Here is a 15,922-nt window from a genome sequence, read left to right as displayed (position 1 = left end):
ACCCGCCGTCACGCGTCCGGACGAGCAAGATCGCGTACGCGAACCATTCACTTTCCTAGCGAGGAGGGGGCATGCCTGCCTTCAACCGATCATTCCTGCGCCGCTGTGCCGCCTGCGCACTGCTGACGGCGTGTGGGTCGGCGCTGCCCGCGGCGGCCCAGTTGCGCCCGCCCAATCCAGCCAGCGTGCCCGACACGTCCACGCAGGCGTTCAAGCGCGCCGACCGAAAAATGATGGAAGCGATGGAGAGTGCGCCGTACACGGGCGACGCCGATCGCGATTTCGTCTCACACATGGCGCCGCATCACCAGGGCGCGATCGACATGGCGCAGGTCGAGCTCAAATACGGCAAGGACCCCACGCTGCGGCAGCTCGCGAGCCGGATCGTCGCCGCGCAGCGCGACGAGATCGCGTTGATGGAGCGCTGGCAGAAGGAGCACGGCAAGACGCCGTGAGCCGCGATGCGAAACGGCGATACGCAGCCGGCTGTATCGATGGTTCGGCATCCGATGAGTGGCGATACCGGACACGTGCCGAGGCGATGGCCGTGCGTCCTATCGGCTGCGAAAGGAGGCGCGATGCATGGACGGTAAGCGCGAGACGGCAGGCCGCTCGATCGACAGCGTGGCCGACTACATGGCCGCGATCGGCGCGCAGCGGCAGACGATGGCGCTGCGGCTCTTTCGCGGCCAGTGCAACGCCGGCTGGCCGCTCGTGCCCGGCATCGCGCGGCAGCGCGCGTCGCCCGACGTCGAGGCGCGGATGCTCGACGAATTCACGCGGCGCGCGCTGCCGCATCTCGAGCCCGGGCAGAACCTCGATGCGTGCGACTGGCTCGCGCTCGCGCAGCAGCACGGGATGCGCACGCGCCTGCTCGACTGGTCCGGCAACGCGCTGGCCGCGCTGTGGTTCGCGGTCCGGCGCGCGGGCGAATCCGGCGGAGACGGCGTGGTGTGGTGCCTGTCGCACGACGCCGACGACATCGCGACCGCAGCTGAACGGCGCGCGCCGCTGCAGGTCACGCGCACCAAGGTGTTCCGGCCGCGCCACGTGATGCCGAGGATCACCGCGCAGGACGGCTGGTTCACGATTCACTGTTACGACGCCGGCGCCGAGCGCTTCGTGCCGCTCGACGAGCATGCGGACCTCGCCGGCCGCCTGATGCGCATCGTCGTGCCGGGCGCCCGGTTCGCGACGATCCGGCAGGAACTGGCCGGCGTCGGCGTGAGCATCGCGACGATCTTCCCCGATCTCGACGGCATCGCGCAATTGACCGACGCGCGCTATTTCCCGGACGACGAGGACACACACGCGCCGCGGTAAAGCCCACACGGGCTGCCGGCCGGGCACGCGCAATGCTTGTCTCGACGGCGCGCGCACGGGACCGAACCCCAAGCGCCTTGCTTGCGACCGGTTCGCGGCGGGCGGCGCGGCGGTTCATGCGCGCATTCAAACAGACCATCGAATCCGGAGGCTTTCATGCGCGAACCCAACGAACCACCGAGCGAGCGTCGCGACACGGCGTGCGGGCCCGGTGCCGGTTCCCGGCCGGCCGGGCACGCCGTCACCCGTGCGTTCGAACGGTTTGCATCGAGCGTGACCACCTGGGCCGGCTCGCCAGTGGCGTTCGGCAGCGCGGTCGCGATCACCGTGCTGTGGCTCGTGAGCGGGCCGGTGTTTCACTACTCCGACGCGTGGCAGCTCGTGATCAACACCGGCACCACGATCATCACGTTCCTGATGGTGTTCCTGCTGCAGCGCAACCAGAACCGCGACAGCGTGGCGCTGCACCTGAAACTCGACGAACTGCTCGCGGTCACGCGCGCGGCGAGCGACCGGCTGATCGGGATCGAGGATGCGTCGGAGGAGGAATTGCGCGCGTTGGCGCAGACCTACGTCGAGATGGCGCAGCGCGCAGCCGAGCGCGGCGAGGACGAACCGGGCGGCAAGCGCGCGGAAACGACCGACGCGCCGCCCGAATCGTGATCGTCGGATCTTCCGATCGAGCGAGGCGCGGCCCGATGATTTTTCAAACGTTTGTCGTTTCGGTCGGCACACCGCGGCGCGACGGCTCGCATGCGCCGCTCGCAGCAGGGAACGGCACGTGCTGCATGCCGAAACGAAGCCCGGTCGTTCCGGGTATTGCCTACGGTGCCTTCATGAACTCCAGAACCCCTTCGAATCCGTTGCTGAATCTTGCGGTGGCCGTCGCTTGCGGGGCCGCCGCGATGTACTTCCTCGATCCGGCGTCCGGCCGGCGCCGACGCGCTTATCTGCGCGACAAGGCGGTTGCGGGCCGGCACGACGTGGCCGATTATGCGAATACGCAGGTGAAGCGGGCGGCCGACCATGCGCGCGGCGCGATCGCCGGCCTGCGGGCGGACTGGCTCGCGGGCGATGCGAGCGACGTGCAGGTGGCCGAGCGCGTGCGTGCGGCGCTTGGCCGGCTCGTCGCCCGTCCGCGCGACATCGACGTGAGCGTTGAGCGCGGCAACGTGTGCCTGACCGGACAGGTCGAGGAAGCCGAACGTCAGGTGCTGATCGACGGCGTCGCCGCGCTGCATGGCGTGCATCACGTCGAGGACGCGATGGGCGCGCGCAGCGAATACAAGGCGTCGCCCGACGGCCATTCGCACTGACGCGGCCGCGGCTGCCCGCACCGACGGGGGGCCGGTGAACGAGTACGACACGCATTCGGCGCACGCACGGCTGCCGGCACGACGGCAGCCTGGCGCCCCAACCGGAGCAAGCCCATGATCGACCGCCAGCCCCCCGGCACGACGCCTCCGCCTCCGGAGCCCGGCGCGCACGACGCGCTCGAACACTTGCTCGGCAGCCTGCATCGGCACGGCTTCCTGCGCTTCGCGAACGAGGTCGTCAGCGCGAACGCGCGACTGGCCGACACGTTCGTCGACGCGCTCGACAAGCCCGGCATGCAAAGCGGCATGGAGAATCTCGCGGTGCTCGTGACGGCGCTGTCGCGCATTCCGCCGGAACAGTTCAGCCGTGCCGCATTCGCGGCAGCCGACGCGCTGCATCACGTCGGCTCGTGGCAGCCGTCTCAGCACGAGCATGTCGCGCCCGGCGTGCGCGGCGTCTACCGGCTGCTGCACGACGAGGCGCTGTGGGATGCGTTGACGCCGCTGCTCGAAGGGCTGAAGGTCTTCGCGCAAGGGCTCGCACGCGATGCCCGGTCGCCGGTCGCCGGCCTCAACGAGACGACGAAAGGCGCGTGAGCGCGCGCGGTTGCAGGTCGCTCGCGGCGCACAGGCCCGCGAACTGACGGATGATGCGCTGCGTCGGCGCGCTGGCCGGCCAGTGCGATACCGCGTCGATACCGACCCAGCGGCACAGCGCGATTTCCCGGCCCGGGCACGCGTGCGCGCCGCGCGGCAGGCTCGCGACGAAGACGTGATGGCGTTTCACGCTGCCGTCCACGTAGAAGAAATACGCGAGTTCGAGATCGGCGAGCCCCGTTTCCTCCCGAAGTTCGCGATGCGCGGCGTCGAGCGCCGATTCGCCGCGCCGAATCACGCCGCCCGGCAACGTCCAGCGCGACGCTCGCCCGCGCGCGACCAGCAGCACACGCTGGTTGCGATGGCAGATGATCGTGGCGCGTTCCTTGGCCAATGGCGCCAAGGGCACCGCGCGAACAGGGAAATCGGCCGGGTCGGGTAGCGTCATGCAAGGCAGGCAGCGGGTGATTGAAAGATCCATGACCCTGTACAGCAACGTGCATGCCCGCTTCGCCGCCGCGCTGCCCGGCATGCGAACGTTTCGGCGCCACGCGCTGATCGTCGTCCGCGATTTTTCAACGGCTTGTCATTTCTGCCGCCGGCCGTCGAGGGCGGACGAGCGGTGCGGCGCGACGTGCGACCTATCGCGAGTCGTCCGGTTCGTCGGGCCGATGCGGCGGCGTTCCGCTTTCCGGCTCGGTCGGCTTGCCTTCGGCGGGGTCGTGGGTGCTGCGCGGCGGCGGCGTGCCCGTGCCGCGGCGCTTGCCTTCGGGGCCGGGCGTGCTGTCGCCGCGATCTTCGCCGCGTGTATCGGTGTCGAGCGAGGTGGAGCGTGTCATGGTTCGCGAGTCCTGTCGGGGGCGGTCGAAGTGCACGCGTCGCGCATCCTGCATGCCGCGGTCGGACGAAGCAGATAGCCGGGCCCGCCGTTTGCTTGATCGCGCGCTTGAAGTCGGCGCGAGCAATGTCGCCCGCAGCCGCCGCCTGGAGCCCCGTTTCATGCCCGATGCGATCCTGTGCCCGTTGTCCGTTCGTGAGCGATGGTGCGTCGCGGTCCGGCGCGCGTTGACGCCCGGACCGCGACGCACCGGCGCGCCGGACGCGTTCGCGCCGGCGGTGGCCGGTGTCGCCTTGTCGACGCCGATGATGCCGATGCGCGTGCCTTGGCCGGTGTTCGAGCGCTGGCCCACCGCCATCGCCCGTGCAGGCGACGGCCAGTCCGGCGGCGGCAGCGGCTCGGGCGCCGCGCCAGGCCGCAACGGCGAGCACCCGACCGACGCGCCGGGCGGCGGTGGCGGCGACGACCATCCGCACGACGATCGCGGCGGCCGCACCGGCGGCGACGGGGATGGCAACGACGGCGACGGCGAACGCAAGCGGCCCGGCAAGAAGCCGCTGATCATTCTGGGCGCGGTGGTGTTGGTGCTGCTCATCGGCGGGCTCGTGTGGTGGTTCGCGACGCGCAACCAGGAAAGCACCGACGATGCGTATACCGACGGCAACGCGATCGCGGTCGCGCCGCACGTGTCCGGCTACGTGACGCGCCTGGCGGTCGACGACAACACCTTCGTGCGGCGCGGCGACGTGCTCGTCGAGATCGATCCGCGCGACTACCGCGCGCAGGTCGACGCGGCGCAGGCGCAGCTCGGTCTCGCGCAGGCGCAGCTCGACGCGGCGCGCGTGCAGCTCGATATCGCGCGCGTGCAGTATCCGGCCCAGTACCGGCAGGCGCGCGCGCAGATCGAATCGGCGGAAGCCGCGTACCGGCAGGCGCTCGCCGCGCAGTCCCGCCAGCGGGCGGTCGATGCGCGCGCAACCTCGCAGCAGGCGATCGACGCGGCCGATGCGCAGCGCGCGACCGCCGACGCGAACGTCGCGATGGCCCAGGCGCAGGCGCGCACCGCGAGCCTCGTGCCGCAGCAGATCCGGCAGGCCGAGACCGCCGTCGAGGAACGCCGCCAGCAGGTGCTGCAGGCACGCGCGCAGCTCGAGACGGCCAACCTGAACCTGTCGTACTGCGAGATGCGCGCGCCGTCCGACGGCTGGGTCACGCGGCGCAACGTGCAACTGGGCTCGTTCCTGCAACCGGGCACGTCGATCTTCTCGATCGTCACGCCGCGCGTGTGGGTCACCGCGAATTTCAAGGAGTCGCAGCTCGAGCGGATGCGCATCGGCGACCGCGTCGACGTGTCGGTCGACGCGTATCCCGATCTCGACCTGCACGGCCACGTCGACAGCATCCAGCTCGGCAGCGGCTCGCGCTTCTCCGCGTTCCCGACCGAGAACGCGACCGGCAACTTCGTGAAGATCGTGCAGCGCGTGCCGGTGAAGATCGTGCTCGATGGCCCGCTGCCGACCCGTCCACCGCTCGGTCTCGGCCTGTCGGTCGTGCCGACCGTTCACCTCAAATGACCGGCCGCCGTGCCGCGGCCGGTGTCGACCGGAGCGATCCGATGCCCGATACCCGCATGCCGTTCCCGTTTCGCGAGGCCCGCCGATGAGCCGGCCGCCCGAGCGCGGCGGCGCGTCCGGCGGCACCTGGCGACCCGCCGCGAATCCGTGGCTCATCGCGATCGTCGTCACGCTCGCCGCGTTCATGGAAGTGCTCGACACGACGATCGTCAACGTCGCGCTGCCGCACATCGCCGGCACGATGTCGGCGAGCTACGACGAGGCGACCTGGACGCTCACGTCGTATCTCGTCGCGAACGGCATCGTGCTGCCGATTTCGGGGTTCCTCGGGCGGCTGCTCGGCCGCAAGCGCTACTTCCTGCTGTGCATCGCCGCGTTTACCGTGTGCTCGTTCCTGTGCGGCGTCGCGACCAACCTCGGCGAACTGATCGTGTTCCGCGTGCTGCAAGGGCTGTTCGGCGGCGGGCTGCAGCCGAACCAGCAGTCGATCATCCTCGATACGTTTCCGCCCGAGCAGCGCAACCGCGCGTTCTCGATCTCGGCGATCGCGATCGTCGTCGCGCCGGTGCTCGGGCCGACGCTCGGCGGCTGGATCACCGACCATTTCTCGTGGCGCTGGGTGTTCCTGCTCAACGTGCCGATCGGCGCGCTGACCGTGCTCGCGGTGATGCAGCTCGTCGAGGACCCGCCGTGGCGGCGCGGCGCCGAACGCGGGATCTCGATCGACTACATCGGCATCGGGCTGCTCGCGATCGGCCTCGGCTGCCTGCAGGTGATGCTCGATCGCGGCGAGGACGAGGACTGGTTCGGCTCGAACTTCATCCGCGTCTTCGCCGTGCTGTCCGTGCTCGGGCTGGTCGGCGCGACGCTGTGGCTGCTGCGTACGAAGAAACCGGTGGTCGACCTGTCGTGCCTGCGCGACCGCAATTTCGCGCTCGGCTGCGTGACGATCGCGACGTTCGCGGCCGTGCTGTACGGCAGCGCGGTGATCGTGCCGCAGCTCGCGCAGCAGCGTCTCGGCTACACGGCGACGCTCGCTGGGCTCGTGCTGTCGCCCGGCGCGCTGCTGATCACGCTCGAGATTCCGCTCGTGAGCCGGCTGATGCCGCACGTGCAGACGCGCTATCTGGTCGGATTCGGCTTCGTGCTGCTGTGCGGCTCGCTGATCTATTCGCGCACACTGGTGCCGGACATCGATTACACGCACCTGATGATGATCCGGTGCGCGCAGTCGCTCGCGATCGGCTTCATGTTCGTGCCGATCACGACGCTCGCGTACCTGACCGTGCCGCAGCGGCTCAACGACGATGCGTCCGCGCTGTTCACGATGTTCCGCAACGTCGCGGGCTCGATCGGCATCTCGGTGTCGACCGCGCTGATCCGCGAGCGCACGCAGGCGCGCATGGCGCACCTGTCCACGCACATGTCGACGCTGTCGCAGAACTTCCAGGACGCGTTGCAGGAGAATGCGCGCGCGATCGGCGCGCTGACGGGCGCGCAGCCGTCGGCCGCGCTGCAGACCGCGAGCGGGCGGCTGTACCAGACCTTCATCGAACAGGCGACGATCCTCGCGTATATCGACGTGTTCGCGATCCTCGCGGTGTTCTGCGCGTTCAGCATTCCGCTGACGTTCCTGTTCTCGTCGGCGAAGGCCGCGGGCGGCGCGGGAGGGCATTGACGATGACGATGCATCGACGCGGCCGTCGCCGACATTCGCTACCTCCACGCGGGATCGCCGCGATGCTCGCCGCCTGCGCGGTGCTGGCGGGCTGTATCGTCGGACCGGATTTCAAGCCGCCGCAGGCGGACGCGCCGGCCAACTGGCATGACTTGCAGGCCGCGAACGCGGCATCGCCGGCATCGGGCGCGTCAGCGGCATCGGCTGCATCGGCCCCCGGCGCGCATGCGCCGTCGTCGCCGGTGACGAGCGCCGATCCCGATCCGCGCTGGTGGCGCGCGTTCGGCGATCCGCTGCTCGACCAGCTCGTCGAGCGCGCCGCGCATGACAACCTCGACGTGCAGGCCGCCGTGCTGCGCATTGCCCAGGCACGCGCGCAGGTCCGCGCGGCCGCCGCGCAGGGTTTGCCGGACGTGCGTGCGACGGCGAGCTACCAGCGCGAACAACTCGGCCTGAAAGGGATCGTCGAGGAGCAGGGCATCGACCAGCGGGTCGATCTTCTCGGCGCGCCGGGCTCGCCGCTCGACCGGTTCGGGCCGGGCACCGGCGCGAGCGTGCAGCAAGGCGCGCGCGGCGCGCTCGATGCGCTCGAAGCGCCGGTCAACCTGTGGCAGGCCGGGTTCGACGCATCGTGGGAGCTGGACCTGTTCGGCCGGGTGCGCCGCTCGGTCGAAGCGGCCGGCGCGCAGACGAGCGCGGCGATCGCGAGCCGCGACGATGCGCTGCTGTCGCTGGAGGCCGAAGTCGCGCAAACCTATCTGCAACTGCGCGGCGCGCAAGCGCAGCGCGCGCTGGCCGACGATCTGCAACGCGCACAGCGGGAACTGCTCGACCTGACGCGCGAGCAGGCCGCGCACGGTCTCGCGAGCGATCTCGACGTGCGCAGCGCCGACGCGCGGCTTGCGCAGATTCGCGCGCAACTGCCGCAGTTCGACCAGCAGATCGTGCTGCTGCGCAACGGGCTCGCGTATCTGGTCGGCGGCGCGCCGGGCGCGCTCGACGACTGGCTCGACGCGCCGCGCGCGTTGCCGGACGTGCCGCCGAGCGTGCCGGTCGGGCTGCCGTCGACGCTCGCGCGCCGGCGGCCCGACATCCGACGCGCGGAGGCCGAACTGCATGCGGCCACCGCCGACGTCGGCGTCGCGGTCGCGCAGTTCTATCCGGACATCTCGTTGACCGGGCAAGTCGGGCTGCGTGCGTCGCACGTGCGCGAACTCGCGCACTGGTCGCACCTGTTCTATTCGTTCGGGCCGGCCATCTCGCTGCCGATCTTCTCCGGCGGGCAGCTCGTGTCGAACCTGCGGCTGTCGCAGGCGCGCCAGACGGAAGCGGCGCTCGCCTACCGACAGGCCGTGCTCGTCGCGCTGCGCGACGTCGACAATGCGCTGGCCGTGTACCGCACCGACCAGGCGCGCGCGGCCGCGCTCGACGATGCGGTGAAGGCCGAACAGGGCGCGCTGGATCTCGCGCGCGATCGCTACAGGAAAGGGCTGTCGCCGTTCCTCGACGTGCTGGACGCCGAGCGGCAATGGTCGGAAGGTCGGCAGCAGGCCGAGCAGGGCGCGTTGCAGAAGACGACCGATCTCGTCGCGCTGTACAAGGCGCTCGGCGGCGGATGGCAGGCCGGCTCGGGCACGAACTCGGATGCGGGGGCAGAGGCGGCACGCACCAGATAGCCGCAAGCGCGTGCCGGGCTTCGCGAGCCGCGCTCGCGCAACGTCGTTCGCCGGCCCGCGCGCGGCTTCAATCCCATGCGTGCTTGCTGAACTGATAGCCCTTCGAGCGGATGGTCTTGATCCGTTTCGGTTCGTTCGCATCGTCGCGCAGCTTGCGGCGCAGCTTCGAGATGCGGCCGTCGATCGAGCGATCGAGGCCGTCGAACGCGATGCCGCGCAGCAGCAGCGTCAGGTCTTCCCGGCTGACCACCTCGCCCGCGCGGCATACGAGCGCCCACAGCAGGTCGAATTCGGTCGACGTCAGGCGCGGCATGCTGCCGTCGGGAAGATGTACGCGACGGTCGGCCCGGTCGATCGAGAACTTGCCGAACACGTATCGCTGCGGCGAATCCGGCACGGGCTCGCCGGCCGGCACGCGCGTACGCCGCAACTGCGCCTTGATCCGCGCGAGCAGCAGGCGCGGCTCGACCGGCTTGCGGAGAAAGTCGTCCGCGCCGAGTTCCAGGCCGAGCAATTCGTCGAACGGCTCGTCGCGGCCCGTCACCATGATGACGATGCCGTCGTAATGCATGCGCGCCTCGCGGCAGATCTCGAAGCCGTCCTTGCCCGGCAGGTTGACGTCGAGCAGCACGAGATCGGGGCGGCTCGCGACGATCGCCGGCACCGCGCCGGCGCCGTCGAACAACGTCTCCACCCGGTAATGATGCTTGCGCAGATAGTCGGCGATCAGCGCGGACAGCGGGACGTCGTCTTCGACGAGCAGGATTCGAATGGGCATCGGTAAACGAAGGGGCAAAACGGGAAGGTGGCGAGCGGTCAGGCCCAGTCCGAACGCGTCGTAGCCGAAGCGAGGTGGATGATACTGCGCAACATTCCGACGAAATGTGACGAAATCTGGATCGTTCGGTGAACTTAGCTGTGGGCCAATCGCTGCCGCCGGTGGAAAGCGCGGGGTGGGGAGCGTCAGGCCGCTTGTGAGGTTGAAACAGGTCGATGCGAGGTCCGGCGCGGCGCGCGCGATGATGCGCGAGCGGGCAACCTTCAGACGAAAACGTTTGCGCCGATCCGGCGTCGGCGAACCTCGCTTGCACCGGCCGAACCCAGGCCAGGCAAGGTTAGTCGACATATCATTACAAAATATTACCGACGTTGGCGTCTCTCGGTCCCTACAATTCCCGAACGTGACTTACGCGCATCGCATACTGCGATGGCATCTGCTCTCCGGTTACATCGACCGCCGGTTTCGACGACACGTCGAGTCAGGCTGCTCGCGTGCGGAACCGGGATGCGCGCGGGTCGGATCGATGCCGCACCGGCTCGCGACGGGCCGGCAAGCAAACAAGACGAATGATTCACGGGATTCACGGGGAAGCGAAATGACGCCGTTGCAAGTCGTCCTGAGTCTCGATGCACTCACGCATGCGATCGAAGCCGCGGTGGCGCGCGCCGACTGGAACGAGGCCGTCCGCGCTGCCGAGATGCGTTCGGCGTTCATCGTTGCGCTTGCACCCGATCAACCGGACGAGGTCATGTCGGCGCTGATGAAAGTGCAGGAGATCGATGTCCGGATCTCCACCGTCGCGCGCGAAACGCTGGAGGCGCTCCTCGCGGAGGGCTGGGCGGCGTTGCACGCAACCCGCGCGGCAACGAACGCGCTGAGGGTGCAGCAGCGGTCGCTCGAGACCGGCGCCGCGGCAACGCGACATTGAGATTCGTTTCCTTCGGTGGCGGCATGAGATTCAGAAAACGCACGAGTCAGGTCGATGCAACACGATGGTTCGCCGAGGGCGACCATGAACGGGTAGAGCGTCGTGAGGGCAAGTGGGCGGTCGCGACGCCGGAAGGCTGGCGATCGGTGAAGCCGGGCGACTGGATCGTGCGCGATGAATGCGGCAACTGCTGGCCGATGGAAGACGGCCTCTTCATGCATTGCTACGAACCGGCAGCCGACTGACCCGGCTGCCGGTTCGCCGCGCTTACCGGCTCTTGCGCGAGAACATCAGCGAATCGGCGTCGTTGAAGCGGATGCGCCGCGGCTCGCCGTAACCGGCTTTCTCCGCGACCCGGATCGAGGCGACGTTGGTCGGCGCGATCAGGCACACGCTGCGCTCGAACCGCTGCTGTGCGTCGAGCCATGCGAGCGCGGCCGCGAGCGCCTCGGTCGCGTAGCCATTGCCTTGCGCCCACGTCGCCAGCGCCCAGCCGGCTTCCGGTACGCCGCGAATCGGCGGCTCGATGTTCCGATGAAAATCCGCGAAGCCGAGATCGCCGACATAACGGCCCGACGCCTTTTCGCGAATCGCCCAGTAGCCATAGCCGAGCAGCGGCCACAGCCCGCGATACGCGAGCATGCGCATCCACGAGTCGCGCGGTGTGGAGGGCGTGCCGTTGAAGATGTGCGCGACGACGCCGGGCTCCGCCCACATCGCGGCGAGTGCGTCGAAGTCGCCGAGCGGATGGCCTTCGAGAATCAGGCGCGGCGTGTCGAGAACGGGCGGGGACGAGACGGGTGGCACGGCGCTGAATGTCATCGGGCGTTCCATGAGGGAAAGCGGCACGGCTGCCGCGCTTGGGCTCCGTACGATACCGCGTAAACGGCGAGCGGGGCGCAATGCCCCGCCCGCATCGGGGCATGACGTGCGATCGTGCCCGTCCCGTAGGGTCTTTACTTGCGGCTTTTCAGGAAGGAACGCCCTTCGGCCGTGATCGACGCGCCGGAGCGGCCGTGCGGGGGATGGCTGACGAACCCGGCGCTGACGAGCTCCCGCGCGATCGACCAGCCGAGCGCCGGCGCATCGCGGCCGTAGCGAACATCGGCGAGGCGTTCGAGCGCCCAGATCGCGGAGGCCGACAGGTTGGGGGTGTTGGACGTGAGATTGTCGTTCATCGCTTCCTCGGGAAATGGCGTTTCGGGATGGACGGCGCGTGGCCGCGGGATCGGCGGCGCAAGCGTCAGCCTGCTTGCAGCAACGGCAACAGCGCCTGGAGCGCCGCTTCCTCGTCGGGGCCGGTGGCGAGCACCTGGGCCGACGTGCCGCCGTGAACCTGCAGCGACGCGATCGCGCCGCTGTCTTTTGCGTTGCTGCCGTGCCCGTTCGCGATCAGCTGGATATCGCTGTCGAAACGGCGTGCTGCGTCGACGGTCGCGTCGCGCGCGGCGCGGCCCCGATTACGGTTCCATGCGGGGCCGATTTGAACGTACACAACGGTTGCCACGATGCTGGAAAGCCTCCGGACAGGTGGGCGGAGCGGCGTGCGACCTGCACGGTTGCGCGCGTGTTGCGGACTTCGGGCGGCCGGCATGTCACGATTTCCCGCAGGGTCGCGGGGCGCCGGCCGGGCGGAGTGCGCGCGCCATTCGGCGCGAACATGCCGACATCCGCTGCGAAGGCGCATTCAAGTGCGCGGATTGTCGGGAAGTGGATGATTATAATGCATCGGCCAGATCATGTGAATTGCATTATAATGATGTGTGCGCCGCTGGCGGCCCGTGGCACTGCCGGCGGCCGCGTGGCGGCGCATCCGGGCATGCGACCTGCTCGCCCGGCATCGTCGATCGACCCGAACCTCTCCCCGAATGGAAGCTGCAATGAATGCCCCCGCCTGCCCGCAATGCGCGATGGAAAACACTTACCCGGATGGCGCGCTGACCGTGTGCGCGGACTGCGGCCATGAATGGTCGGCCGACGCCGGCGCCGAGGCCGGCGACGAACCGGCGGGCGACGTCGTCAAGGACGCCAACGGTAACGTGCTGTCGGACGGCGATTCGGTCGTGCTGATCAAGGACCTGCGCGTGAAGGGTTCGTCGATCACGCTGAAGATGGGCACCAAGGTCAAGAGCATCCGGCTCGTCGGCGGCGATCATGAAGTCGACTGCAAGACCGACATGGGCGGCTTCATGCTGAAGGCGTGCTATCTGAAGAAGGTCTGAGCACACGGTTCAGGCAGCCGCTGCATCCGCGTTTTCATCCGCCGCATTTCCAGCCGATTACCCGCACATGGCCGAGGATCGAACTTCCTACGACGCGTTCGTCAGGTTCCTGGCGACGCCGCTGAACGACGGCCGGCCGTTCGTGCTGGAGACGCAGCACGCGGTCTCGCTGCACTTCGATCATTTCGGCACCCAGAGCTTCATGTCGCTGCGCGATCCGGTGCGGCTCGCGCTCGGCTATACGCGCGTGATGATGGGTTTCCTGCTGTTGCAGGCCGAGCCGGCGCACATCTGCATGCTCGGGCTCGGCGGCGGGTCGCTCGCGAAGTACTGCTACCGCCACCTGCCCGGCACGACGCTCGATGCGGTCGAGATCAATCCGGACGTGATCGCGCTGCGCGACGTGTTCAGGATTCCTGCCGATGATGCGCGCTTTCGCGTGGTATGCGCGGACGGCGCGGATCATCTCGAGCGGGCGGACGTCCGGACGGACGTGATCCTGCACGACGCGTTCGTCGCCGACGGGAGGCGCGGGCGCTGTACGGGCGGCATATTCCTCGATATGTGCCGCGCGCGCCTGAGCGAATCCGGCGTGCTCGCGATCAACTTCATGGACGACGATCCGGCCTTGCCGGAGCACCTCGAGCAACTGCGATCGGTATTCGGTTCGTCGTATGCGCTGGTGCCGTGTGGCGACGACAACAACTTCGTTGCATTCGCGTGGAAGGGCGGCAGCCGGCTGCCGTCGTTGCGTACCCTGCTGGAGCGGGCGCTCGCCTGCCCGCAGGCCGGCGAACTGAAGCTCGCTGCCACCGCGCGGCGCATGAAGCACGGCGAGGGCATCGATCCGCGGCGGCTGGTGTGGCGTGCGCAATCGCACGAACGTTGGGAGATCGGCGCGTAACGGTGCCGGGGGTACCCGGCCGGCGCCACGCGGCCTTGACGGCCGCGCTTACTTCACGCGCTTGCCGATCGCGCTGCGGGTCTTGTACGTGACGCCGTGCCGGTCGAGATATTCGCGGATCAACTGCCGGACGACTTGCGACGGCGTAAGATCCTGCTCCGCGCAGAGCATCTCGAAGGCTTCCTTCTTCGCGGGATCGATCAGGACGGTCAGGCGGGCGGTTTTCGTTTCCATGACGGGGCGAGGGTGGTCGGTATGTTAATCAAATTATAATCGATCCGCTTTCGGCGTTACCGCGCACGCACCGCGCGCGCCGCCCGTGGCGCACGATCAGCGTTGGCTGCGCAGCAGCGCGAGCAGGTCGTCGATCACCGGCACGATGGCGAGCGTGACGAGCACCGCGGCGAGCGGCACCGTCGACACGTAGCCCACATGCTTGAAGCCGATGGCGCCGGCCAGGCCGCCGACGAAGAACGACGCGAGCATCGTCGCGTGTATCCGCAGTTTCGAACGGTTGGCGATCACCGCGTGCGCGTCGACGTCGATGGCCGAGCGGTTCCAGTAGAACAGCTTCCCGAGCTCGATGCCGAGGTCGGTCACGATGCCCGTGACGTGCGTCGTGCGGATTTCCGCGCCGGACAGCTTCGTGATCGTCGCGTTCTGCAGCCCCATGATGAAGCACAGCAGCGTCACGGTCACCGGCACGAAGAACGTTTCCCACAGCGCGAGGTGGCTGCCGAGCAGCCCGAACAGCAACAGCAGCCCGGCTTCGACCAGCAGCGGCAGCATGAACTGGCTGTGCAGGCCCCGGCGGCGCCCCCAGTTGACGAGGATCGCCGAGCAACTGGCGCCGATCAGGAACGACCCCAGCGAGCTGATGCCGGCGAGCGCGAGCCGCACGTCGCCGAGCGCCGTCTGGTCGGCGATCGCCGACACGATGCCGCTCATGTGCGACGTGTATTGCTTGACCGCGAGAAAGCCGCCGGCATTGGCCGCGCCGGCGACGAACGCGAGCGAAAACCCGAGCTGGCGATTGGCGGTCGCGCTGCGGTGTTTTCCCGTCAGGTTTCGAAAGTACTGCGCTGGCATAAGGGCTTCGCTCGATCGTCGCGGATTCGCGGGCACAGGCGGAAAAACGATGCCGGGCGGCGTGACGGGCACGCCGCTTGCACCGGATACCGGGCTGTCGAATCATGTGATGAACATGATAATGTCATTATCATACCTTGTTGGCCGAATGGTGCTTTCAGTACAATGGTGCAATGCGCCACTGGCCGGCGTTTCGCCGCTGCGCGGCGCGCGCCTGCGATTTCCTTCTGCCCACCGCTTCATGACCCCGATCAAGTTCATCCTTCGCTACACGGCGATCCCGTTCACGGCCATCGTCGCCGTGGTGATCTGGACTGTCATACCATCGTCGAAAGAGATCGATGCGAGACAATACGCGGCGCTGTCGCGCGCGTACGCGAGTTTCCCGCTGCCGTTTAGGCGCGAGATCTCGGACACGATGGCGCACGGCACGATCAACGACCGGCGCTACCAGGCGCTGGTGCGCGATTCGCTGGGCAACGGCGTCGCGCTGGACTGGCCGGCGTCGGGCGTCGGCGGCGTCGCCGACGAGCGGCAAAAACTGGCCGAACTGATTCAGGCCGATTCGGATCTTCAAAGGCAACGGCAATGAAAACCCTGCTGGTTTCTGTGGCATTCGCGATGATCATCGCGAGCCTGATCTTCGCGCTGTACTTCATGAATCACGATCGCGGCAAGTCCAAGCGGATGGCGTGGTCGCTCGCCGCGCGCGTCGGCTTGTCGGTCACGCTGTTCCTGTCGCTGCTGATCGCGTACAAGCTCGGCTGGATCGAGCCGACCGGGTTGCCGATCGGGCGCTGACGCGTGGTTGCCGCGCGGTTCGATTCCGCGCAGGACCGTCCCGCGTGATCGCGCCGAAGTGGACTAGATGTGAAGCGTCAAGAGGTTGTTTCTCGACGCGGGAAGTCTGGCCATCGGCGCAACGCCGCCGATGGCGCTATGGGCACGATGCCAGTTGTAGTGGTGCTGCCAACTCGCCAAGGCTTCGATGCGATG

Annotated in this window: 22 protein-coding genes and 1 pseudogene; 14 read left to right on the top strand and 9 right to left on the bottom strand. The window is 68.4% G+C overall.

What is annotated here, in order from left to right; genetic code table 11:
* Positions 1 to 71 precede the first annotated feature (71 nt).
* The 5 genes from copM to H3O04_RS26375 all read left to right on the top strand — a co-directional run bounded on the left by copM (position 72) and on the right by H3O04_RS26375 (position 3,236).
* Positions 72 to 455 carry a CopM family metallochaperone gene (copM, locus tag H3O04_RS26395; RefSeq protein WP_202588772.1) on the top strand — a complete coding sequence of 128 codons (384 nt, stop codon included), beginning with the start codon at positions 72 to 74 and terminating at the stop codon, positions 453 to 455.
* Between the two features lie 127 nt (positions 456 to 582).
* Positions 583 to 1,323, top strand: coding sequence for an FRG domain-containing protein (locus tag H3O04_RS26390; protein ID WP_202588771.1), 741 nt, complete (start codon positions 583 to 585; stop codon positions 1,321 to 1,323).
* A 156-nt stretch (positions 1,324 to 1,479) separates the two neighbouring features.
* A complete protein-coding gene (locus tag H3O04_RS26385) occupies positions 1,480 to 1,986 on the top strand; it encodes a low affinity iron permease family protein (protein WP_202588770.1) in 507 nt (168 codons plus the stop codon).
* 173 nt (positions 1,987 to 2,159) lie between these two features.
* On the top strand, positions 2,160 to 2,639 hold the full coding sequence (locus H3O04_RS26380; protein WP_202588769.1) for a BON domain-containing protein: 480 nt from the start codon (positions 2,160 to 2,162) through the stop codon (positions 2,637 to 2,639).
* 114 nt (positions 2,640 to 2,753) lie between these two features.
* The gene (locus H3O04_RS26375) at positions 2,754 to 3,236 is read left to right on the top strand and encodes a DUF1641 domain-containing protein (protein ID WP_202588768.1); all 483 of its coding nucleotides are present in this window, start codon (positions 2,754 to 2,756) and stop codon (positions 3,234 to 3,236) included.
* Here the strand turns inward: H3O04_RS26375 and H3O04_RS26370 are convergent.
* Positions 3,211 to 3,684 carry an NUDIX hydrolase gene (locus H3O04_RS26370; RefSeq protein WP_043888668.1) on the bottom strand — a complete coding sequence of 158 codons (474 nt, stop codon included), beginning with the start codon at positions 3,682 to 3,684 and terminating at the stop codon, positions 3,211 to 3,213. The genes H3O04_RS26375 and H3O04_RS26370 overlap by 26 nt on opposite strands.
* A gap of 193 nt (positions 3,685 to 3,877) precedes the next feature.
* Complete coding sequence (locus tag H3O04_RS26365) at positions 3,878 to 4,075, bottom strand: hypothetical protein (protein ID WP_023478045.1); 198 nt, start codon at positions 4,073 to 4,075, stop codon at positions 3,878 to 3,880.
* Positions 4,076 to 4,235: 160 nt separating this feature from the next.
* Here H3O04_RS26365 and H3O04_RS26360 point away from each other — a divergent pair, with 160 nt between their 5' ends.
* The 3 genes from H3O04_RS26360 (at position 4,236) to H3O04_RS26350 (ending at position 9,002) form a co-directional block, all read left to right on the top strand.
* The gene (locus tag H3O04_RS26360; protein ID WP_202588767.1) at positions 4,236 to 5,648 is read left to right on the top strand and encodes an HlyD family secretion protein; all 1,413 of its coding nucleotides are present in this window, start codon (positions 4,236 to 4,238) and stop codon (positions 5,646 to 5,648) included.
* 85 nt (positions 5,649 to 5,733) lie between these two features.
* On the top strand, positions 5,734 to 7,326 hold the full coding sequence (locus H3O04_RS26355; protein WP_105798036.1) for a DHA2 family efflux MFS transporter permease subunit: 1,593 nt from the start codon (positions 5,734 to 5,736) through the stop codon (positions 7,324 to 7,326).
* Positions 7,327 to 7,328: 2 nt separating this feature from the next.
* Positions 7,329 to 9,002: an efflux transporter outer membrane subunit gene (locus H3O04_RS26350; RefSeq protein ID WP_202588766.1), complete on the top strand. Its 1,674-nt coding sequence runs from the start codon at positions 7,329 to 7,331 to the stop codon at positions 9,000 to 9,002.
* A 67-nt stretch (positions 9,003 to 9,069) separates the two neighbouring features.
* Here the strand turns inward: H3O04_RS26350 and H3O04_RS26345 are convergent, their stop codons facing one another.
* The gene (locus tag H3O04_RS26345; protein ID WP_027806241.1) at positions 9,070 to 9,780 is read right to left on the bottom strand and encodes a response regulator; all 711 of its coding nucleotides are present in this window, start codon (positions 9,778 to 9,780) and stop codon (positions 9,070 to 9,072) included.
* 598 nt (positions 9,781 to 10,378) lie between these two features.
* On the opposite strand from H3O04_RS26345, the gene H3O04_RS26340 reads away from it, so the two are divergent.
* Positions 10,379 to 10,711 carry a hypothetical protein gene (locus tag H3O04_RS26340; RefSeq protein ID WP_237666431.1) on the top strand — a complete coding sequence of 111 codons (333 nt, stop codon included), beginning with the start codon at positions 10,379 to 10,381 and terminating at the stop codon, positions 10,709 to 10,711.
* A complete protein-coding gene (locus tag H3O04_RS26335) occupies positions 10,708 to 10,956 on the top strand; it encodes a hypothetical protein (RefSeq protein WP_226241330.1) in 249 nt (82 codons plus the stop codon). Before H3O04_RS26340 ends, H3O04_RS26335 begins: the two co-directional genes overlap by 4 nt.
* 22 nt (positions 10,957 to 10,978) lie before the next feature.
* Here H3O04_RS26335 and H3O04_RS26330 read toward each other — a convergent pair whose 3' ends face one another.
* The 3 genes from H3O04_RS26330 to H3O04_RS26320 form a co-directional block, all read right to left on the bottom strand.
* On the bottom strand, positions 10,979 to 11,545 hold the full coding sequence (locus H3O04_RS26330) for a GNAT family N-acetyltransferase (RefSeq protein WP_012336702.1): 567 nt from the start codon (positions 11,543 to 11,545) through the stop codon (positions 10,979 to 10,981).
* Between the two features lie 122 nt (positions 11,546 to 11,667).
* Positions 11,668 to 11,889, bottom strand: a complete 222-nt coding sequence (locus tag H3O04_RS26325) for a hypothetical protein (protein WP_011545483.1) — start codon at positions 11,887 to 11,889, stop codon at positions 11,668 to 11,670.
* A 65-nt stretch (positions 11,890 to 11,954) separates the two neighbouring features.
* Positions 11,955 to 12,305, bottom strand: coding sequence for an HPr family phosphocarrier protein (locus tag H3O04_RS26320; protein ID WP_237666430.1), 351 nt, complete (start codon positions 12,303 to 12,305; stop codon positions 11,955 to 11,957).
* Positions 12,306 to 12,579: 274 nt separating this feature from the next.
* Between H3O04_RS26320 and H3O04_RS26315 the strand changes: the two genes are divergently transcribed.
* Both H3O04_RS26315 and H3O04_RS26310 read left to right on the top strand, forming a co-directional pair.
* Positions 12,580 to 12,933, top strand: a complete 354-nt coding sequence (locus H3O04_RS26315) for a zinc ribbon domain-containing protein YjdM (protein ID WP_006498247.1) — start codon at positions 12,580 to 12,582, stop codon at positions 12,931 to 12,933.
* Positions 12,934 to 13,000: 67 nt separating this feature from the next.
* Positions 13,001 to 13,837 (top strand): spermidine synthase, encoded by an 837-nt coding sequence (locus tag H3O04_RS26310; RefSeq protein ID WP_077179786.1) that lies wholly within the window; start codon positions 13,001 to 13,003, stop codon positions 13,835 to 13,837.
* Between the two features lie 48 nt (positions 13,838 to 13,885).
* On the opposite strand, the gene H3O04_RS26305 is transcribed toward H3O04_RS26310, so the two are convergent.
* Together H3O04_RS26305 and H3O04_RS26300 are read right to left on the bottom strand one after the other, a co-directional pair.
* Positions 13,886 to 14,071 (bottom strand): ribbon-helix-helix protein, CopG family, encoded by a 186-nt coding sequence (locus H3O04_RS26305; protein ID WP_006489181.1) that lies wholly within the window; start codon positions 14,069 to 14,071, stop codon positions 13,886 to 13,888.
* Positions 14,072 to 14,167: 96 nt separating this feature from the next.
* Positions 14,168 to 14,926 (bottom strand): YoaK family protein, encoded by a 759-nt coding sequence (locus H3O04_RS26300; protein WP_011545480.1) that lies wholly within the window; start codon positions 14,924 to 14,926, stop codon positions 14,168 to 14,170.
* A gap of 241 nt (positions 14,927 to 15,167) precedes the next feature.
* Between H3O04_RS26300 and H3O04_RS26295 the strand changes: the two genes are divergently transcribed.
* The gene (locus tag H3O04_RS26295; protein WP_027806248.1) at positions 15,168 to 15,518 is read left to right on the top strand and encodes a hypothetical protein; all 351 of its coding nucleotides are present in this window, start codon (positions 15,168 to 15,170) and stop codon (positions 15,516 to 15,518) included.
* On the top strand, positions 15,515 to 15,727 hold the full coding sequence (locus H3O04_RS26290; protein ID WP_006489184.1) for a twin transmembrane helix small protein: 213 nt from the start codon (positions 15,515 to 15,517) through the stop codon (positions 15,725 to 15,727). Before H3O04_RS26295 ends, H3O04_RS26290 begins: the two co-directional genes overlap by 4 nt.
* A 63-nt stretch (positions 15,728 to 15,790) precedes the next feature.
* Here the strand turns inward: H3O04_RS26290 and H3O04_RS26285 are convergent.
* Positions 15,791 to 15,922, bottom strand: a pseudogene (locus H3O04_RS26285) (IS481 family transposase); the annotation flags it as partial.

The organism is Burkholderia sp. KCJ3K979 (assembly GCF_016759955.1).
In the GTDB taxonomy this organism is placed as follows: Bacteria; Pseudomonadota; Gammaproteobacteria; order Burkholderiales; family Burkholderiaceae; genus Burkholderia; species Burkholderia orbicola.
This window is presented reverse-complemented; position numbering and strand designations above follow the sequence as displayed.